At 72.4% G+C, this 19,425-nt stretch carries 16 protein-coding genes; 8 read left to right on the forward strand and 8 right to left on the reverse strand.

Features of this window, described 5'->3' with window-relative positions:
- Positions 1-24 precede the first annotated feature (24 nt).
- Genes B0I31_RS37185 through B0I31_RS37215 form a run of 7 tightly spaced genes read right to left on the reverse strand, consistent with a single transcriptional unit; the run spans position 25 to position 7,370 of the window.
- Positions 25-942 (reverse strand): aldo/keto reductase, encoded by a 918-nt coding sequence (locus B0I31_RS37185; protein WP_106620071.1) that lies wholly within the window; start codon positions 940-942, stop codon positions 25-27.
- On the reverse strand, positions 939-1,904 hold the full coding sequence (locus B0I31_RS37190) for an ABC transporter permease (RefSeq protein ID WP_219910980.1): 966 nt from the start codon (positions 1,902-1,904) through the stop codon (positions 939-941). The genes B0I31_RS37185 and B0I31_RS37190 overlap by 4 nt, the downstream gene beginning before the upstream one ends.
- Entirely contained in the window at positions 1,901-3,358 is a 1,458-nt protein-coding gene (locus B0I31_RS37195; RefSeq protein WP_106620072.1) for a sugar ABC transporter ATP-binding protein, read from the reverse strand. The genes B0I31_RS37190 and B0I31_RS37195 overlap by 4 nt, the downstream gene beginning before the upstream one ends.
- Positions 3,358-4,380 carry a sugar ABC transporter substrate-binding protein gene (locus B0I31_RS37200; RefSeq protein ID WP_106620073.1) on the reverse strand — a complete coding sequence of 341 codons (1,023 nt, stop codon included), beginning with the start codon at positions 4,378-4,380 and terminating at the stop codon, positions 3,358-3,360. Before B0I31_RS37200 ends, B0I31_RS37195 begins: the two co-directional genes overlap by 1 nt.
- A 13-nt stretch (positions 4,381-4,393) precedes the next feature.
- A complete protein-coding gene (locus tag B0I31_RS37205; RefSeq protein WP_106620074.1) occupies positions 4,394-5,158 on the reverse strand; it encodes an SDR family NAD(P)-dependent oxidoreductase in 765 nt (254 codons plus the stop codon).
- Positions 5,155-6,516, reverse strand: coding sequence for an enolase C-terminal domain-like protein (locus B0I31_RS37210; protein ID WP_106620075.1), 1,362 nt, complete (start codon positions 6,514-6,516; stop codon positions 5,155-5,157). Before B0I31_RS37210 ends, B0I31_RS37205 begins: the two co-directional genes overlap by 4 nt.
- Positions 6,516-7,370, reverse strand: coding sequence for a fumarylacetoacetate hydrolase family protein (locus tag B0I31_RS37215; RefSeq protein ID WP_106620076.1), 855 nt, complete (start codon positions 7,368-7,370; stop codon positions 6,516-6,518). Before B0I31_RS37215 ends, B0I31_RS37210 begins: the two co-directional genes overlap by 1 nt.
- Before the next feature lie 114 nt (positions 7,371-7,484).
- On the opposite strand from B0I31_RS37215, the gene B0I31_RS37220 reads away from it, so the two are divergent.
- Positions 7,485-10,676, forward strand: a complete 3,192-nt coding sequence (locus B0I31_RS37220; RefSeq protein WP_106620077.1) for a S8 family peptidase — start codon at positions 7,485-7,487, stop codon at positions 10,674-10,676.
- 90 nt (positions 10,677-10,766) lie between these two features.
- The gene (locus B0I31_RS37225; RefSeq protein ID WP_106620078.1) at positions 10,767-11,699 is read left to right on the forward strand and encodes an N-acetylglucosamine kinase; all 933 of its coding nucleotides are present in this window, start codon (positions 10,767-10,769) and stop codon (positions 11,697-11,699) included.
- Between the two features lie 158 nt (positions 11,700-11,857).
- Here the strand turns inward: B0I31_RS37225 and B0I31_RS37230 are convergent, their stop codons facing one another.
- Entirely contained in the window at positions 11,858-12,493 is a 636-nt protein-coding gene (locus B0I31_RS37230; RefSeq protein WP_106620079.1) for a DUF3159 domain-containing protein, read from the reverse strand.
- A 132-nt stretch (positions 12,494-12,625) separates the two neighbouring features.
- On the opposite strand from B0I31_RS37230, the gene B0I31_RS37235 reads away from it, so the two are divergent.
- The 6 genes from B0I31_RS37235 to B0I31_RS37260 are packed head-to-tail and all read left to right on the forward strand — an operon-like array spanning position 12,626 to position 19,293.
- Positions 12,626-13,849 (forward strand): ROK family transcriptional regulator, encoded by a 1,224-nt coding sequence (locus tag B0I31_RS37235; RefSeq protein WP_106620080.1) that lies wholly within the window; start codon positions 12,626-12,628, stop codon positions 13,847-13,849.
- 10 nt (positions 13,850-13,859) lie between these two features.
- Positions 13,860-15,188: an extracellular solute-binding protein gene (locus B0I31_RS37240; RefSeq protein ID WP_106620081.1), complete on the forward strand. Its 1,329-nt coding sequence runs from the start codon at positions 13,860-13,862 to the stop codon at positions 15,186-15,188.
- A 4-nt stretch (positions 15,189-15,192) separates the two neighbouring features.
- Positions 15,193-16,173, forward strand: coding sequence for a carbohydrate ABC transporter permease (locus B0I31_RS37245; RefSeq protein WP_106620082.1), 981 nt, complete (start codon positions 15,193-15,195; stop codon positions 16,171-16,173).
- Between the two features lie 14 nt (positions 16,174-16,187).
- Positions 16,188-17,030, forward strand: coding sequence for a carbohydrate ABC transporter permease (locus tag B0I31_RS37250; RefSeq protein WP_219910981.1), 843 nt, complete (start codon positions 16,188-16,190; stop codon positions 17,028-17,030).
- Positions 17,027-18,295 carry a 6-phospho-beta-glucosidase gene (locus B0I31_RS37255; RefSeq protein WP_106620084.1) on the forward strand — a complete coding sequence of 423 codons (1,269 nt, stop codon included), beginning with the start codon at positions 17,027-17,029 and terminating at the stop codon, positions 18,293-18,295. The genes B0I31_RS37250 and B0I31_RS37255 overlap by 4 nt, the downstream gene beginning before the upstream one ends.
- Positions 18,292-19,293 carry an N-acetylglucosamine kinase gene (locus B0I31_RS37260; RefSeq protein WP_106620085.1) on the forward strand — a complete coding sequence of 334 codons (1,002 nt, stop codon included), beginning with the start codon at positions 18,292-18,294 and terminating at the stop codon, positions 19,291-19,293. Before B0I31_RS37255 ends, B0I31_RS37260 begins: the two co-directional genes overlap by 4 nt.
- Positions 19,294-19,425: the final 132 nt, after the last annotated feature.

The following is a 19,425-nucleotide window of genomic DNA, read 5'->3' on the forward strand; positions in this document are numbered from 1 at the left end:
AGGTGAAGGGACGACTCTCGCGGGTCAGAGGAGGGATAGGTCGTGCCAGAGGGTGTCGGGGATCGGGGTGGAGGCGGCGGAGGCGTTGGCGCGCATCTCCGCGGCCGTGCGGACGCCCAGCAGGACCGAGACCACGGCCGGGTGCTGGGCGGGGAAGGACACGGCGGCCTGCGGCAGTGTCACGCCGTGGCGCGCGCAGACCGCGGCGATCTGACGGGCCCGCTGGACCAGCGACTCCGGCGCGGCCCGGTAGTCGTAGGTGTCGCCGACCTCGGGCCGGGCCAGCAGCCCGGAGTTGAACACCCCCGCCGCCACCACCGACACCCCGCGTGACGCGCACAGGTCCAGCAGCGGCGCACCCGTCTGCTCCAGCACGGTGTACCGCCCGGCCAGCAGCACCACGTCCAGGTCGGTCTCCCGGACGAACCGCGCGGGCATCTCCCACTGGTTCATCCCGACGCCGACCGCGCTGATCACCCCTTCGGACCGCAGCGCCAGCAGCGCGGGCACCGCCTCCGACACCGCCTGCTCCCAGTGCGCGTCCGGGTCGTGCAGGTACACCACGTCCACCCGGTCCAGCCCGAGACGGTCCAAAGAGGACTCCAACGACCGCCGCACGCCGTCCGCGCCGAAGTCCCACCGCCGCCACGCCGTCGCGGGCACGGCGAACCCGTTCGCCCGGTCGTCACCGTCGCCGAACCCCGGCTCGAGCACCCGGCCGACCTTCGTGGACACGACGAACGACTCGCGCGGCCGACCGGCGAGGAACGCGCCGATCCGCCGCTCGGACAACCCGAGCCCGTAGTGCGGCGCGGTGTCGAAGTACCGGACACCGGCGTCCCAAGCGGCCTCCAGCGCGCCGAACGCGTCCTCGTCGGACACCTCCGCGTACAGGTTGCCGATCGGCCCGCCGCCGAAACCCAACGGGGACAGCGTGATCACTCCTGCGCCTTTCCCGTGGCGAACCGGGTCACCACCAGTGCCACGATGATCACCGCGCCGTACGACGCGTTGATGTAGAACCCGCTGACGCTGAGCAGCCGCAGGATGTTCTCCACCAGCCCGAGCATCAGCACACCCGACAGCGCGCCGAACAGCGTGCCGCGCCCGCCCTGCAACGAGATGCCGCCGATCACCGCCGCCGCGAACACCTTGAAGATCATCCCGTCGCCCTGGGTCACCGCGACCGTGCCCAGCCGCCCGGTCATCAGGATGCCCGCCACCGCCGCCAGCACACCACCGATGACCAGCACCGCCCACACCACCCGGTCCACCCGGATGCCGGCGGCCAGCGCGGCCTCCTTGTTGCCGCCCACCGCGTACAGCGCGCGCCCGACCCGCAGGTAGCTCAACGCCGAGATCCCCGCCGCGAACAGCAGCACGCAGATCCACACCGCCGCGGGCAGCCCCAGCCACGTCGCCGCGCCCAGGTACAGGAACGACGCGGGCACGTCGAACAGCGTCTGCCCCCTGGTCAGCGCCTCCTGCAACCCGCGCAGCATGGTCAACATCCCGAGCGTCACCATGAACCCGGACAGGCCGAGCTTGAGGATCAGCAACCCGTTGAGCCCGCCGACCAGCGCGCCCACCAGCAGGCACACCGGGATCGCCGTCCACGCGCCCAGCTCCACCCCGAGCCCGTTGGACGACGCCGGGATGACCAGCGCGATCGCCAGCGCGGGCGCGATGCCGATGGTCGACTCCAGCGACAGGTCCATCTTGCCGACGATCAGGATCAACGCCTGCCCCAGCACCAGCAGCGACAGCTCGCTCTGCTGCTGCAGCACGGCGACCAGGTTGTCCGCGGTGAGGAAGATCGGGCTGACCACCGCGCCGACGACCAGCAGCACCACGATCGCCGGCACCAGCGCCAGGTGCTGGTAGCGCCCCAGCCGCCCGGTCACCGCCCCATCCCTTCCACCGCGGCGATCAGCTCCTGGTCCGACCAGCCGCGCCCGAACTCGCGCACCACCCGGCCGTGGAACAGCACCAGCACCCGGTCGCACGCCCGCAGGTCGTCCAGCTCGTCGGACACCACGACCGCCGCCGTGCCCGCCCGCGCCCGCGCGTCCACCACGCCGAGCAGCGACTCCTTGGACTTCACGTCCACCCCCGCGGTCGGGTTGATCAGCACCAGCACCGCCGGGTCGGCGGCCAGCGCCCTGGCCAGCACGACCTTCTGCTGGTTGCCGCCGGACAGGTCGGACACCGGCTGCCCCGGGCCGTCTGCCTTGATGTCGTAGGACGTGATCGCGGCCTGTCCCGCGCGGTGCAGCGCCGCGCGCCGCACCACCCGGTCCAGCACGCTCAGCCGCGCGTTCTCCGCCACGCTCAGGTTCAGCACCAGCCCCTGGTGGTGGCGGTCGCGCGGCACGCACCCGACACCCGCGCGCAGCGCGCTCGGCACGTCCTTCACCGGCACACCGCGCACGGTCACCGTCCCGGCCGAAGCGCGCCGCAGCCCGTACACGGTCTCCGCGAGCTGGTGCTTGCCGCTGGACGCGCTGCCCGCCAGCCCCACGACCTCGCCCGCGCGCACGGTCAGCGACACGTCGGCGAACGCATCACCGGACAGCTCCCGCACGGCCAGCACCTCCTCCCCCACCGCGCCGCGCCCCGACGCGCCGGGCACCGCCAACCCGCCCGGGTCACCGGTCATCGCCTCGATCAGCCGAGGTTCGGGCAGGTCGGCCACCGGCGCGGTCACCACGTGCCGCGCGTCCCGGTACACCGTCACGGTCTGGCACACCTCGTAGACCTCCTGGAGGTGGTGCGAGATGAACAGGAACGCCACCCCGCCGGCGCGCAGCGACCGCATCCGCTCGAACAGCCGCTCGATCGCCGGACCGTCGAGCTGCGCGGTCGGCTCGTCCAGCACGATCAGCCGCGCGCCGGTCGACAGGGCACGCGCGATCTCCACCAGCTGCCGCTGCTCCACGGTCAGGTCGGCCACCCGCGCGGCCGGCGACACCGCCACGTCGTACTGCTCCAGCAGCTCCGCGGCCCGCCGCCGCAGCCGTGACCAGCGCACCACCGCGCCCTGCCGGTTGAGGAACAGGTTCTCCGCCACCGACAGGTCCGGCACCACCGTGGACCGCTGGTAGACGCACGACACCCGGGCCCGCCACGCCGCCCGGTCGGCCACCGGTGGCGCGGGCGCGCCGAAGAACCGCACCTCGCCCGCGTCCGGCACGCGCATCCCGGTCAGCACCGACACCAGCGTCGACTTGCCCGCGCCGTTGCGGCCGACGAGCGCGTGCGTCTCCCCCTCACGCACCCGGATGCCCACGTCGGCCAGCGCGACCGTGCGCCCGAACCGCACGTCGACGCCCGCCGCCTCGACCGCGAACGCGGGCATCACGACCCGAGCTGGTTGCCCCAGAAGGCCTTGTCGTCCACGTTGTCCTTGGTGATCAGCGGCGCGGGCAGCTGGTCCTCGAGCTGGCCGCCGCCGACGTCGACGATCTCGCTGCCGTGGTCGGTCGGGCCCGGCCGGAACGTCTTGCCCTCGACGGCGGCCTTGGCGTAGTACAGCCCCCACTCCGCGTACTGGTCGGCGGGCTGGGACACGGTCGCGTCGATCTCGCCCTTGCGGATGGCCTCCAGCTCCTGCGGGATGCCGTCGTTGGAGACGATCACGACGTGGCGCGGGTCGTCCGGCGGCACGAGCATGTTCTTCTGCCGCAACACCTGCAGCGTCGGCGCCAGGAACACGCCACCGGCCTGCATGTAGATGCCGTCGATGTCCGGGTGCTGCGTGAGCCGGGTCTGCAACGCGGCCGAGGCCTTCGTGCCCTCCCAGTCCGTCGGCTCCTCGAACACCGTGATGCCCGGGTAGTCCCGCTTCATGCACTCGGCGAACGCCTCGGACCGGTCCCGGCCGTTCACCGACGACAGCGAGCCCTGGAACTCGACCACCTTGCCCGTGCCGCCGAGCTTCTCGCCGAGGAACTTGCACGCCTTCTCGCCGTACGCCCGGTTGTCCGCGCGCACCACCATGTAGACGCCGCCGCGGTCGGGTCGGGTGTCCACCGTGACGACCGGGATCTTCGCCTTGGCCAGCCGGTCCAGAGTGGACGTGACGGCGCCGGTGTCCTGCGGTGCCATCACGATCGCCTTCGCGCCCTGGCTCTGCAACGACTGGGCGTTGGCGACCAGGTTCTCCACCTTGTTCTGCGAGTTCGTCGGCGCCATCAGGTTAATGCCCAGCGCCTTCGCCTTCTCCGGCGTGTACTTGATGTAGGAGTTCCAGAAGTCCGAGTCGGCCCGCGGGAAGTCGACGCCGATCGGACCGACCCCGGACGCGCCGGTCGTGCCGGTCGTGCCGCACGCGGTCAACGCCAGGCACACCGCGACGGTGAGGATGCTGCGAGGCTTCATGGATACCTCGTTCCTAAGGCTGTGCTGGTTTCTCTTGAGGACGCAACCGCAACCCGTGCATGCCGCCGTCGACCGCGAGGACGGTGCCGGCGGTGGAACCGGAGAGCGGACCGGCCAGGTAGGCGATGGCGCCCGCGACCTCGTCCGCCGAGACCAGCCGGCCGTGCGGCTGCCTGGCCTCCAACGCGGCCCGCTCGGCGTCCGGGTCCGGCGCCGAGTCGAGCAGGCGGCCCACCCACGGGGTGTCCGCCGTACCGGGGGCCACCGCGTTCACGCGGATGCCCTCGCGCACGTAGTCCGCGGCCATGGCCAGCGTCAACGCGTGCACCGCGCCCTTGCTCGCCGAGTACAGCGCGCGCTGCGGCAGACCGGCCCACGCCGCGATGGAACCGGTGTTCACGATCGCCGCCGCCGGTGACCTGCGCAGGTGCGGCAGCGCGGCGCGGGCGACCCGGGCCATGCCGACCACGTTCACGTCCAGCACCCGGTGCCACTCGTCGTCCGGGTTCGCGGTCACGTCGCCCTGCGCGCCGACGCCCGCGTTGTTCACCACCACGTCGAGCCGGCCGAACCGCTCGACCACCTCGTCGACCGCCGCGCGCACCGAGGCGTCGTCGGTGACGTCCACCCTGATCCCGTGCAGCGGCGGGTCCACCTCGGGGTTGAGGTCCAACGCCACCGCGGTCGCGCCCCGTGCCGCCAGCAGCCGCGCGGTCGCCAGGCCGATGCCCGACGCGCCGCCGGTCACCACCGCGACCAGGCCCTCGAACTCGCTCACCGCTCCTCCAACCCGGTCCACACGGGACCGTCCGGGTACCGGTAGTCGGTCAGGGTCTCGTCGCGCAGCCGGGCCGAGAAACCGGGCTCGGCGGGCGCGACGTACCGGCCGCCGCGCACCACGGCCGGGTCGGTGAAGTGCTCGTGCAGGTGGTCGACCCACTCGATGACGCGGCCCTCGGTGGTGCCCGAGACGGCCACGAAGTCGACCATCGCCAGGTGCCTGACCAGCTCGCACAGCCCGACACCGCCCGCGTGCGGGCACACCGGCACGCCGAACTTCGCCGCCAGCAGCAGGATCGCCACGTTCTCGTTCACGCCGCCGACCCGGCACGCGTCCAGCTGCACCACGTCCACCGCACCGGCCTGGAGCAGCTGCTTGAACACCACCCGGTTCTGCACGTGCTCGCCGGTGGCGACCCTGATCGGGCTCACCGCCCTGGCGATCGCGGCGTGCGCCAGCACGTCGTCCGGCGACGTGGGCTCCTCGATCCAGTACGGGTCGAACGGCGCCAGCTCCCGCATCCAGGCGATCGCCGTGCCGACGTCCCACCGCTGGTTGGCGTCCACCGCGATGCGCACGTCGGGGCCGACGACCTCGCGGGCCAGCCCGAGCCGCCGCACGTCGTCGTCCAGGCTGCCGCCGACCTTCAGCTTGATCATGTCGAAGCCGTCCGCCAACGCCTGCCGCGCCAGGCCCGCCAGCTTGTCGTCGGTGTAGCCGAGCCAGCCCGGCGACGTCGTGTAGGCCGGGTAGCCGTCCCGGACCAGGGCCGCCGCCCGTTCGGCACGTCCCGGCTCGGCGCGCCGCAGGATGTCCAGCGCCTCGTCCGGCGTGAGCGCGTCGGACAGGTACCGGAAGTCGACCAGGCCGACGATCTCCTCCGGCGTCATGCCGGACAGGAACCGCCACAGCGGCAGGCCCGCGCGCCGTGCCGCCAGGTCCCAGGCGGCGTTGACCACCGCGCCCAGCGCCATGTGCGCGACGCCCTTCTCCGGGCCGAGCCAGCGCAGCTGCGAGTCGCCGACCAGCTCCGCGGACAGCGCGGCCAGGTCGGCGGCGGTCTCCGGGACGGGCCGGCCGACCACGTGGTGCGCGAGCGACCGGATCGCGGCGGCCTGCACGTCGTTGCCGCGGCCGATGGTGAACGCCAGCCCGTAGCCCTCCGGGCCGTTCGACGTGCGCAGCACGACGTACGCGGCGGAGTAGTCCGGGTCGGGGTTCATCGCGTCCGAGCCGTCCAGCTCGCGCGAGGTCGGGAACCGGATGTCCAGCACGTCCAGCGCGACGATCCGGTCGCCGTCGCCCGAACCGGTGGTCCCGGCCGGTCCGCCGCGCCCGTCCGTCCCGGCGGTCATCACGCCTGCCCGAGCGTCTGCCGCTGCCTGCCCAGCCCGTCGATCTCCAGCTCCACCACGTCGCCCGCCCGCAGGTACGGCTTCGGCTCCGGTTGGCCGAGCGCCACGCCGGCCGGCGTGCCCGTGTTGATCACGTCCCCCGGTCGGAGGACGAGGAACCAGCTCAGGTAGCGGACCAGCTCGGCCACCGGGAAGATCATGTTCTTGGTGGAGGAGTCCTGCCGCGGCACGCCGTTGACCCACAACCGCAGGCCCAGCGCCTGCGGGTCGCCGACCTCGGCCGCGGGCACGAGGAAGGGGCCGAGCGGGTTGAACGTCTCGCAGTTCTTGCCCTTGTCCCACTGCCCGCCGCGTTCGAGCTGGAACTCGCGCTCGCTCACGTCGTGCGACAGCGCGTACCCGGCGACGCAGGCCAGCGCGTCGTCGGCGGTCTCCAGGTACCGGGCCTCGCGCCCGATCACCACCGCGAGCTCGACCTCCCAGTCCGTCTTGACCGAGCGGCGCGGCACCAGCACCTCGTCGTTCGGCCCGACGATCGTGTCGGGCGTCTTGAGGAACACGACCGGCTCGGGCGGGATCGGCAACCCGGTCTCCTCCGCGTGGTCGCGGTAGTTGAGGCCGATGCAGACCAGCTTCCCCACCCCGGCGACCGGCGGTCCGATCCGCACGCCGTCGTCCACGATCGGGTGGAGTTCGCCGGCGGCGAGGGCGGCGCGGGTGCGGGCGATGCCGTCAGCGGCGAGGAACGCGCCGGTCACGTCGTCGGTCACCGGGGTCAGGTCGTACGTGACCCCGTCGTCGGCACGGACGGCGGGGCGTTCCGAGCCCGACGGTCCCAGGCGCAGCAACTGCACGGCAGGTCCTCCTCCACAACCGGTCGATAGATCGGATGTATAGCGCTCCCGATTACCCCCGTCTAGGGGTTATCCAGGTATTGATCCGATGAATCCCGGTCACGAAGGGTCGCGATGACATTCCACCGCGCCGTGTGGGCACCCGCCGCCACGGCCGCCGCCCTGCTCGGCACGCTCCTCGTCGGCACCGCCGCGGGAGCCGACCAGGCCGCCAGACCGCTGCCGCCCCACCGCGCCGACCACACCACCGGCGGCTCGTCCGGGCAAGCGCTTGCGCGCGCCAAAGGCCCGGTCACGGCGTTCGTCGAGCTGGCCACCACCCCGGCCACGCGGGCGTACGGCGACGAGAAGGCACGCGGCGGCGACCCGGCGGCAGCCGCACGGGTGGCCCGGCAGCACACCGACGCGCAGGCCGACCGGGTGCTGACGGTGTTGCGCGGCCGGGACGCGAAGACCCGCGAGGTCGCGAAGACCCGCAACGCCGTGCCCGGCGTGGTCGTCACCGCCGACGCCGCGAGCCTGCGCGACCTGACCGCGTTGCCCGAGGTCGAGTCCGTGCGGCTGACCGTGCCGAAGTCGGTGCGCAACGCGGGCGCGGTGGAGCTGACCCGGGTCTCACGGGTGTGGCGCGACACCGGGCGGTACGGCGAGGGCCTGCGGATCGGCATCGTGGACACCGGCATCGACTACACGCACGCCGACTTCGGCGGGCCCGGCACCGCGGCGGCGTACGAGGCGGTCGACCGCACCGCGCCGTGGACGCCCACCGCCAAGGTCGTCGGCGGTCACGACTTCGCGGGCGACGCCTACGACTCGACCAAGCCGGAACTGGCGGTGCCCGCGCCCGACCCGAACCCGCTCGACTGCCAAGGCCACGGCACGCACGTCGCGGGCACCGCCGCCGGGTACGGCGAGAACGCCGACGGCACCCCGTTCCGCGGCGACTACTCGACGGTGACGCCGGAGGCCCTGACCGGGATGAAGATCGGCCCCGGCACCGCGCCGAAGGCGTCGCTGTACGCGTTGAAGGTGTTCGGCTGCACCGGGTCCACCGAGCTGGTCGGGCAGGCGCTGGACTGGTCGCTCGACCCGAACGGCGACGGCGACTTCGCCGACCACCTCGACGTGGTGAACCTGTCGCTGGGCAGCGACTTCGGCGGCCAGGACGACCCGGACAGCCTGTTCGTGCGCAAGGTCGTGGAGCACGGCGTGGTGGTGGTCGCGTCGGCGGGCAACGGCGGCGACTTCTACGACGTCGGCGGCTCGCCCGCGAACACGCCCGAGGCGCTGGCGGTGGCCAACACGCGGGACGCGTTCGCGCTGCTCGACGGGGTCGAGGTGGCGGGTGGGCGGCAGTCCGGGCAGTACGGCAAGAGCTACACCGGGTACGCGGCGCTGGACCTCGCGCTGCCCGTCGTGCCGGTGTCCGACCAGGGGAACCTGGACGGCTGCGCGCCGATCACCGAGGACCTGAACGGCCGGTTCGTGTGGCTGGAGTGGGACGAGGACGACGCGACCCGGGAGTGCGGCTCGGCCGCGCGGACCGACCACGCCGAGGCCGCGGGCGCGGAAGGCGTGCTGCTCACCGCCACCAGCGACGTGTTCAAGGCGGCCATCGCGGGCAACGCGGGCATCCCGGCGTTCCAGTTCACCCGGGCCGCGACCGAGGCGGTGCGGCCCGCGCTGGTCGACGGCACGCTCCAGGTCCGGATGCTCGGATCGCTGCGCAACGCCGTGCCCACGATGACCCCGACCCTGGCCGACACGATCACGCCGTCGTCGTCACGGGGATCGCGCGGTGCCGCGGCGGCCAAGCCGGACGTGGCCGCGCCCGGCGACACGATCGTGTCCGCGTCGTCCGGCACCGGCACCGACGCGGTGAGCATGGGCGGCACCTCCATGGCCGCGCCGCACGTGGCCGGCATCGCCGCGCTGGTGCGCGAGGCACGTCCGGAGTGGACGGTCGAGGAGGTCAAGGCGGCGATCATGAACACCGCGTCCGGTGAGGTGACCGACGGCGACGACCGCACCACCGGCACGCCCGAGGCGCCGATGCGGGTCGGCGCGGGCCGGGTCGACGCGCTGGACGCGGTCGGCGTCGACCTGCTGGCCATGGTCGCCGACGACCCGGGAACGGTGGGCGTGTCGTTCGGCCCGGTCGAGGCGGCGTCGGAGTCGACGGTCGAGAAGACGGTGGAGGTGGTGAACAAGTCACTGCTGCCGCGCACGGCCCGGCTGACCTACGAGGCGGCGACCACCGTGCCGGGTGCGGAGGTCGAGGTGTGGCCACCGGTGGTGCTCGTGCCGCCGGGTGGGACGGCGACGGCTTCGGTGACGCTGACCGTGACGCCCGAGGACCTGCGGAAGGTGGCCGACCCGACGATCGAGAAGCGGCAGGCGGACGTGGCGCGGCAGTTCCTGGCCGAGGTGTCCGGGCGGGTGCTCGTGCGGTCCGGCGACGTCACGCTCCGGGTGCCGGTGTACGCGGCGCCGGAACCGGTCGCGGACGTGGAGGCGGCCGACGTCGGCGACGGCACGGTGCAGCTGCGCGGGCGTGCGCTGGACCAGGGCGAGGGCGACGAGGCGTACCGGTCGCTGGTGAGCGTCCTCGCGTTGCACGGCTCCAGCCCGGAGCTGCCCGCGTGCGGGGACGGCGTGCCGGCGGACTGCGCGGTGAACTCGTCGGCCAAGGGTGGCGACCTGCGGTACGTCGGGGCGGCGGTGGCCGACGGGATGCTCGCGTTCGGGGTGGTGACCTGGCACGACTGGGTCACGCTCGGCATCGCGAACAGCCCGGCGGTCCGGCTCGACACCAACGGCGACGGCGCGCACGACTACACCGTGCAGGCCGTGAAGCCGACCACGGGCGAGGTGGTGACGGCGGACGTGTGGCTGGCGCGGACCGTGCGCGAGGCGGACGGCGTGGTGGTGGACGAGCAGCCGTTGAACGGCCAGTACGGCGACGTGGACACCAACGTGATGGACAGCAACGTGGTGGTGCTGCCGGTGACGTTGACCGCGTTGGGGATCGACCCGGCGGCGGCGAGCGCGCCCCTGACCTACACGGTCGCGGTGTCGGGGAACTACCCGGCGCCGGGGAACGCGGACGGGTTCGTGGACCGGATCGACACACCGCTGTCGTTCGACCCGCTGCGGCCGGGGCTCGCGGTCGAGGGCGGGGTGTCGTTCGTCGCGGAGGTCGGTGCGGTGCTGCGGGTGCGGCGGGACCCGGTGGGCGGCAGCCTGCTGTTCCTGCACCACCACAACGCGTCCGGTGACCGTGCGCAGGTGCTGGCGGTGGGGTGACGTCACCGTTCCGGTCGTCACGCAGAGCCAGGTCCGGCACAACCCGGTTGGGTGTGCCGGACCTCGTTCGTGCTGGGCATACTCGGGCGAATGGGTTTCGTGGTGGGTCTGGACGCGGGCGGCACGAGCACCCGGGCGTTGGTGCTCGACCTGGACGGCGCCCGCCTGGGTGCCGGGGTGGCCGGTGGCGCGAACCCCAACTCGCACCCTCCCGAGCTGGCCGCCGCGCACGTGCGGCAGGCGTTGACGGCGGCGTTGGACGGGTTGGACCCGGCGAAGGTCGAGTCGGGCGTGCTCGGCATGGCCGGGTCGAGCAAGCTGCTCAGCGATCCGGCGGTGGCGGCGTTGTTCGAGGCGGCGTGGGCGGGCGCCGGGCTGCGCTGCCCGCTGCGGGTGATCACCGACTGCGAGGCGGCGTTCGCGACCGGCACGGCGTCGCCGGACGGGACCGTGCTGGTGGCGGGGACGGGGTCGATCGCGGCCCGGATCGAGCACCACGAGCTGGTGTCGACGGCGGGCGGGTACGGGTGGCTGCTGGGCGACGAGGGTTCGGCGTTCTGGCTGGGCCGCGAGGCCGTGCGCGCCACCCTCGGCGCGTTGGAACAGGACGATCAGGACGCCCTGACGACCGCCGTCCTGGCCCGTGCCGGCATCCCCGACCTGCCCCGGCGTGAGCAGTGGCGTCGGCTGATCACCGTGACCAACGTCGCCCGCCCGATCGCGTTGGCCACCTACGCGCCCCTCGTGACGGCGCACGCCACCGCACCGTCAGCGGACCGCATCGTCACCGCCGCCGTGCGCGCTCTGGCCGACCTCGCCGAAGCCGCCCGTCCCGCCGACGCCCGCACCCCGATCGTCCTCATGGGCGGCCTGATCCACACCCACCCCCTGGGCACGCGCCTGAAGCTCGAACTGGCCACCCGCACCTCGGCCCCGATCACCGTCGCCACCGAGGGCGCCGCCGGCGCCGCCTGGCTGGCCGCCGTGAAAGTCCTGGGCGACTCCGCCCCCCGCCCCACCTAACCGCGAGAGTCCAACGCTCACGCCGCGAGAGTCCAACGCTCAGGACACCTGAATTCAACACTCAGACACGACGAACCCGGGTACCGCTCGTCGTGAGCGTTGAATTCAGGTGCTCTGAACGTACGACTCTCGCGCGCTGAACGTTGGACTCGCGCGGGTCAGGGGGTGCGGGGGTGGCGGAGGCCCGGGTGGTCGGAGGGGAGGGTGCGGCGGAGGACCCACCAGCTCACGGCGATGCACGCGACTTGGACGGGCCACGACAGGGCGGCGCGCATGATGCCCAGCAGGACGACCTCGCCGGCCAGCCACAAGGCGCCGAAGACGAGGACGCGGAGGACGTACTGGCCCACCCACGGCCAGGACGCGTAGCGGTAGGCGCGGAGCAGGTCCGGGTCGCGGCGCCAGCGGAACTTCTGGCCCGTGACCAGGCCCACGACCACACCGAGAAGAGGCCACCGCAGGACGATCGACGCCGCCCACACCAGGGCCGACGCGGCGTTCAGGAAGAGCTGCACGAGGAAGAAGTCCTCCGCGCGGCCGGTCTGCAAGGCCACGTACGCGGCCAGGACCACCAGGGCCACCGAGAGCAGGAGCGCACGGGGACGGCCGCCGCGCAGCACCCGGACCACGCCGACGACCACGCCGCACGCGACGGCCGCCAGCGCACCGACCTCGATCGAGTTCCCGCCCAGGAGCCAGCCCACGACGAACGCCAACGGCGGCAGCGAGGCGTCCAACGCACCGCCCCGCCCGCCCAGCAGTGCGGCCAGCGACTCCTGACGCGTGTCGGTCATACCTCCAGAGTGCCTTAGGCGAGCCTAATCCCGGCAACAGACCCGGCCCGGCCCATTGACGCCCGTGGGGCCCGTCACTACCGTCGTGCCGGTAATTAGTCTGGAAAGTTAACAGTCTCAAAGGAGACCCAGATGCGAGCCGGGAGCCCCAGGCTGCTGCGCGAGATCAACGACCGCGCCGCGATCGAGGCCTTGCTCCGCAACGGCCCGCTGACCAGGGCGGAGCTGGAAGGGATCATCGGCCTGTCCAAACCGGCCACCGCCCAGCTCCTCACCCGCCTCGAAGACGACGGCACGGTCCTGCGCACCGGCCTGCGCGGCGGCGGACGCGGCCCGCGGGCCCAGCTGTGGACGGTCAACGGCGCGCTGGCCCACGTCGCCGCCGTCGACCTCACCCCCGACGCGGTGGACATCGCCATCGCCGACATCTCCGGCGCGACGCTCACCGAGCACCGCGCCCCCATGCCGAAGACCGGCGTGCTGGAGGCGTTCCACGGCGCGGTCACGAAGGCCGCGGCCCAGGTCGGCCTCACCACCGACGCCCTGCACCACGTCGTCGTGGGCAGCCCCGGCGCGGTGGACCCGGCGACCGGGCGGCTCGACTACGCGCCCCACATGCCCGGCTGGGCGGACCGGAACATCCCCGAGGAGCTGGAAGCGCTCCTGGACACCTCCGTCACGGTCGAGAACGACGTCAACCTGGTCGCACTGGAGGAGATGATCACCGGCCGGGCCGTCGGGGTGAAGGACTTCGTCCTGCTCTGGCCCGCCGACGCGGTGGGCGCGGCGGTCGTGGTCAACGGCGTGCTGCTGCGCGGCGCGACCGGCGGCGCGGGCGAGATCGACGCGATGCGGGTCCCCGACCACGCGCACGCCGACACGGGCACCGAGCGCACCGGCAGCCGTTACGGCGACCTGCTCGACAGCGCCGCGATCGCCCGCCTGGCCCGCGCGCACGGCGTCTCCGCCCGCACCGGCCAGGACGCCGTGGCGAAGGCGTTGAGCGAGGGACCGGCCGGCCGGGAGTTCCTGGTCGACCTGGCCCGGCGCATCGCCACCGGCGTGGCGAACGTGGTCGCCGTGCTCGACCCCGAACTGGTGCTGCTCTCCGGCGAGATCGCGCAGGCGGGCGGCACGGCGCTCGCCGACCTCGTCGCGGCCGAGCTGCGCGAGCTGGTGGTGCCCCGCACCCCCGTCCGACTCGCCCTGGTCACCGGGAAACCGGTGCGTTCCGGCGCGCTGCACGCGGCGCTGTCGGTCGTCAGGGAACAGGTGTTCGGTCTGCCCGCCGCCACGACCGAACCCTTCCGCGGTCCGAACCGTCCGGACGCGACCGCGCCGAGCACGTCGACATGAAGGAGAGCACATGCGCAAGCTCCACCGCGCAGCGTTGCTGTGCGTGGCCGCAGCGGTGTCCCTCACCGCTTGCGCGGCGGGCTCCGGCAACCAGGCCGGGCAGTCCGGGCCGGCGGCGGCGCCCGGCCGGGACGACGAGTTCTCGCTGACCGTCTGGAGCAACTACTCCGGGCGCGAGCAGGACGAGGTCACCAAAGCCCTGGAGAGCTTCAAGCAGAAGTTCCCCAACGCCGAGATCAAGCACGAGGGCAGCCAGGACGACGACAAGATCACCGCGGGCATCCGCGGCGGCAACCCGCCGGACGTGGCCCTGTCGTTCACCACCGACAACATCGGCCAGTTCTGCTCCAGCGGCTCGTTCGCCGACCTCAAGCCCTACCTCGCGCGCGACGCCGTCGACCTCGACCAGATCACCGACGCGGTGCGCGCCTACACCGAGTACAAGGGCACCCGCTGCGCGATGCCCATGCTCAGCGACGTGTACGGGCTGTACTACAACAAGGACATGCTCGCCGAGGCGGGCATCACCGCGCCGCCGAAGACCACCGCCGAGCTGCTGGACTTCGCCAAGCGCACCACCAAGAAGGCGGCGGACGGCTCGATCGAGGTCGCGGGCTTCCTGCCGAGCATGCCGCACTACGCCAACAACCCGCAGATCTGGGCGCCGCACTTCGGCGCGAAGTGGGAGGGCGCGGACGGCAAGTCGGGCCTCGCCAGTCCCGAGTGGGCGCAGATGCTGCAGTTCCAGAAGGAGCTGGTGGACTTCTACGGCCACGACGCCCTGGAGAGGTTCCGCGCCGGGCTCGGCCAGCAGTACTCGACCGACCACGCGTTCCACCAGCGCAAGATCGCCATGATGGTCGACGGCGAGTACCGCACGGCGTTCCTCGCGGACCAGGCGCCGGACGTGCGGTTCGGCACCGCGCCGTTCCCGACGAGCAAGCCGGAGCTGTACGGCACCGGGTTCACCGCGGGCACCATCATGGGCATCCCGAAGGGCGCGAAGAACCCCGGCGCGGCGTGGGAGCTGATCAAGCACCTGTCGTTCGACACCGAGGCGATCATCGGCCTGGCCAACGGGATCAAGAACATCCCACACACGAAGGCCGCGCTGACCGACCCGCGGCTGGAAGTGGACGAGAACTTCAAGACGTTCATCGACCTGGCGACGTCGGACAAGCTGCAGGGCAACCCGGTGACGCCCATCGGTGACGCCCACATCAAGTCGATCAGCGACTTCGCCACCTCGTGGCAGAGCGGCAAGGTGCCCGACCTGATGGCGGGGCTGGCGGAAGTCGACCGGCGGATCGACGACCAGATCGCCAAGAGCGGCAAGTGACGCGATGACGGCCACGCTGGAGCGCGTGGACGTGGTGCGGACCGCCCCCGCCAAGGGGCGGTCCCGTGCCCGCACCCGTCACCGCCTGACCGTGCTGGCGTTCCTGGCGCCCGCGATCCTCGGGTTCGCGCTGTTCTTCGGCTACCCGCTGATCGCCACCATCGGGTTCTCGTTCACCAGGTACGACCTGATCAACCCGCCGGAGTGGGTCGGCGGGGAGAACTACGCCTACATGTTCGCCGACCCGCTGTTCCGCACCGCCGTCTACAACACGCTGTGGTTCGTGGTGGTGCTGACCGCGGCACGGGTGGTCTTCGCGCTGGGCGTGGCGTCGGTGATCGCCCGGTTGAAGTCGGGCGTCGGGTTGGTGCGGACGTTGTGCTACCTGCCCTCGCTGGCGCCACCCGTGGCGGCGACGTTGGTGTTCTTCCTGGTGATGAGGCCGAACGAGGGCCCGCTGGACGCGTTCCTCGGGTGGTTCGGGATCGAGGGACCGCTGTGGTTCGCCGATCCGGTGTGGGCGAAACCGGGGATCGCGGCGGTGGTGCTGTGGGTGTCCGGCGACCTGATGATCATCCTCCTGGCGGCGATCCTGGACGTGCCGCAGGAGCAGTACGAGGCCGCCGAGCTGGACGGCGCGGGACCGGTGCGGCGGTGGTGGCACGTCACGCTGCCGTCGATCTCGCCGGTGCTCGTGTTCGGCGTGGTGAACTCGATCATCCTGGCGTTGCAGCTGTTCACGCAGGCCGTGGTGGCGGGATCGGCGGCCAGCGGGTCGGCGGACGTGACCGGGTCGACGAAGGTGCTCGGGTTCCCGGAGAACTCGACGTTGACGTTCCCGGTGTGGCTCTACACGCAGGGGTTCCGGTACTTCGACATGGGTTACGCGGCGGCGATGGCGACGGTGCTGTTCGTGATCTCGTTCGCGGCGACCGCGGTGCTGGTGCAGCGGATGCGCAAGGCCACCCACCAGGAGCAGTCGTGACGGCGGCGGTCGGGGTGCGGGAGCGGCCGTTCGCGTGGCGGAAGACGGTGGACTGGGTCGCCGTGCACAGCCTCGGGTTGGCGCTCGGGCTGATGTTCACGTTGCCGATCGTGTTCGTGTTCCTGACGGCGGTCATGTCGGACGGCCAGGCGTTCACGGAGGACCTGTGGCCCCGGGAGTGGCACTGGGGCAACTTCCTGGAGGTGTTCGAGCGGGCGCCGTTGCTGAAGTACCTGGGCAACAGCCTGCTGTACTCGTCGTTGGCGACGGCGGGGATGCTGATCTCGTCGATACCGGCGGCCTACGCCCTGGCGAAGTTGCGGTGGCGGGGGCGCAACGTGGTGTTCCTGCTGGTGGTCGGCGCGATGATGTTGCCGCCGCAGGTCGTCGCGGTGCCGCTGTACGACACGTGGTCCAGCCTCGGGTTGACCGGGACGCTGTGGCCGCTGATCGCGCCGTACTTCCTGTTCGACGCGTTCAGCATCTTCCTGCTGCGCCAGTTCATCCTGACCATCCCGCAGTCCTACGTGGACGCGGCCAGGGTGGACGGATGCGGCGAGTTCCAGGCGATGCTGCGGATCGTCGTGCCGATGGCGCGGCCGGGCATCGCGGCGACCGCGCTGTTCTGCTTCCTCTACACGTGGAACGACTACTTCGGACCGCTGCTCTACACGAGCGAGAAACCGGACCAGTGGACGCTGTCGCTGGCGCTGTCGACGTTCAAGGGCATGCACCACGTGCAGTGGAACCTGGCGATGGCCGTCACGCTGCTGATCATGGTCCCGGCGGTGGTGCTGTTCGCGTTCGCGCAGCGCTCGTTCGTCAAGGGCATCACATTCACGGGGGTCAAAGGGTGAAGCTCACCGTTGTCGGAGGCGGGTCGACCTACACGCCCGAACTGGTCGACGGCATCGCGGGGCGCAGGACCAGCCTCGCGGTGGACGAGATCGTGCTCGTGGACCCGGACGTGTCGCGGCTGGAGGTGGTGGGTGCGTTCTCGCGGCGGTTGCTGGCGCACTTCGGGCATCCGGCGAAGGTGACGACCACCACGGAACTGGAACGCGGGGTCGACGGCGCGTCGGCGGTGTTGCTGCAGCTCAGGGTTGGCGGGCAGGCGGCACGGGCGTCGGACGAGACGTTCCCGCTGGTGTGCGACTGCGTCGGGCAGGAGACGACCGGCGCGGGCGGGCTGGCCAAGGCGCTGCGGACCGTGCCGGTGGTGTTGGACATCGCGCGGCGGGTGCGGGAGGTGGCGGGCGACGCGTGGATCGTGAACTTCACCAACCCGGTGGGGATCGTGACGCGGGCGCTGCTGGCCGAGGGGCACCGGGCGGTCGGGCTGTGCAACGTGGCCATCACGTTCCAGCGGTGGACGTCGGCGTTGCTGGGCGTGGAGCCGGAGTCGGTGCGGCTGGAGCACGTCGGGCTCAACCACCTCAGCTGGGAGACGGGGGTGTTCGTGGACGGGGTGGACCGGCTGCCCGAGCTGCTGGACCGGCACGGGGAGGCGTTGGGCGGGCACATCGGGCTGCCGGCGTCGTTGATGCGGCGGCTGGGAATGGTGCCGTCGTACTACTTGAAGTACTTCTACGACCACGACGAAGTGGTGCGCGAGCAGAAGACCGAGCCGCCGCGGGCCGAGGTGGTGGCCGGGGTGGAGAAGGAGCTGCTGGACTTGTACGGCGACGTGGGGGTGGTGACGAAGCCCGCGCAGTTGTCGCAGCGCGGGGGTGCGTACTACTCGGAGGCGGCCGTGCAGCTGGTGCACGCGTTGACGGGCGGGGTGGGCGCGGAGCAGCACGTGGTGAACGTGCGCAACGGCGGCACGCTGCCGTTCCTGCCCGCGGACGCGGTGATCGAGGTGCCCGCGGTGGTGGACGGAGGCGGTGCGACGCCGCTGCCGGTGCCGCCCGTGCCGCCATCGGTGGCGGGGTTGATCGCGCACGTGACGAGCTACGAGCACCTGGCGTTGGACGCGGCGGTGCGCGGAGGGCGTGACCGGGTGGCGGACGCACTGCTCGCGCACCCGTTGATCGGGCAGTACGCGGTGGCGGAGAGGCTGGCCGACGAGTTGGTGGCGCGCAACGCGGAGTTCTTGCCGTGGGCGAGGAGGGCTGTGTGACCGACCGGGTGCTCGCCATCGACGGCGGGAACAGCAAGACGGCGGTGGCGCTGGTGGACGTCGAGGGGAGGGTGCTCGCCCGGGTGCTCGGGCCCGGGGCGTCACCGCAGAACGTCGGGCTGGAGCGGAGCCTGGAGGTGTTCGACGGGCTGGTGCGCGAGGCGGCGCGGCAGGCGGGGCTGGGTGCCGGGGAGTCGATCGCCGCGCACACCGCCGCGTACCTGGCCGGGGCGGACCTGCCCAGGGAAGAGGACGAGTTGAGGGCGGCGGTCGAGGCGCGGGGGTGGTCGGCGACCTCCGTGGTCGGCAACGATACGTTCGCGCTGCTCAGAGCGGGTACGGCCGATGGGATCGGGGTGGCCGTGGTGTGCGGGGCGGGGATCAACTGCGTGGCGGTCGCCCCGGACGGGCGGACGCACCGGTTCCCGGCGTTGGGGCGGATCTCGGGTGACTGGGGCGGTGGCGGGCACATCGGGTCGGAGGCGTTGTGGCTGGCGGCGCGGGCCGAGGACGGCCGGGGGGAGCCGACCGCGTTGCTGGACGCGGTGACCGCGCACTACGGGACGGCGACGGTGGCCGAGGCGGTGCAGCGGCTGCACTTCGAGGAGGTGGAGTTCGACCCGCACGCCCTGTGCCCGTTGTTGTTCGAGGTGGCGGCGGGTGGTGACGCGGTGGCGCGGTCGGTGGTGGACCGGCTGGTGGAGGAGGTCGTGCTGCTGGCGCACGTGTCGTTGTCGCGGTTGGAGCTGCTGGGTGAGCCGGTGGACGTGGTGCTCGGGGGTGGGGTGCTGACCGGGACGGGCGGGGTGGTGGTCGACGCGGTCGCGGCGCGGTTGGGTGCGGTGGCGCCGGCGGCTCGGGTGCGGGTGGTGGACGTGCCGCCGGTGGTGGGGGCGGCGTTGTTGGGGTTGGACGTGGTGGGTGCGCGGCCGGGGGCGGAGTCGAAGCTGCGCGCGGCGTACGAGGCGGTGGCGGCCGAGGTGGTGGCCGGCCGCTGAGGTGGCGGCCGTCGACCGGTGATTTTCGCCGCACCCGGGTGGGTCGAAGCCGAGGAATCGCCCATTGCCGACACCGGTTCACACCACTGGGTGACACCTTGGTAACAGCGTTGCCAAGCGCGGCTGGCGTTG

Source organism: Saccharothrix carnea, assembly GCF_003014735.1.
Lineage (GTDB): Bacteria > Actinomycetota > Actinomycetes > Mycobacteriales > Pseudonocardiaceae > Actinosynnema > Actinosynnema carneum.

Coding starts and splice junctions, on each gene's coding strand:
- B0I31_RS37245 (WP_106620082.1), top strand. CDS start 15,193: ATGACGGCCACGCTGGAGCGCGTGGACGTGGTGCGGACCGCCCCCGCC.
- B0I31_RS37230 (WP_106620079.1), bottom strand. CDS start 12,493: ATGACCGACACGCGTCAGGAGTCGCTGGCCGCACTGCTGGGCGGGCGG.
- B0I31_RS37195 (WP_106620072.1), bottom strand. CDS start 3,358: ATGCCCGCGTTCGCGGTCGAGGCGGCGGGCGTCGACGTGCGGTTCGGG.
- B0I31_RS37235 (WP_106620080.1), top strand. CDS start 12,626: ATGCGAGCCGGGAGCCCCAGGCTGCTGCGCGAGATCAACGACCGCGCC.
- B0I31_RS37240 (WP_106620081.1), top strand. CDS start 13,860: ATGCGCAAGCTCCACCGCGCAGCGTTGCTGTGCGTGGCCGCAGCGGTG.
- B0I31_RS37225 (WP_106620078.1), top strand. CDS start 10,767: ATGGGTTTCGTGGTGGGTCTGGACGCGGGCGGCACGAGCACCCGGGCG.
- B0I31_RS37210 (WP_106620075.1), bottom strand. CDS start 6,516: ATGACCGCCGGGACGGACGGGCGCGGCGGACCGGCCGGGACCACCGGT.
- B0I31_RS37220 (WP_106620077.1), top strand. CDS start 7,485: ATGACATTCCACCGCGCCGTGTGGGCACCCGCCGCCACGGCCGCCGCC.
- B0I31_RS37200 (WP_106620073.1), bottom strand. CDS start 4,380: ATGAAGCCTCGCAGCATCCTCACCGTCGCGGTGTGCCTGGCGTTGACC.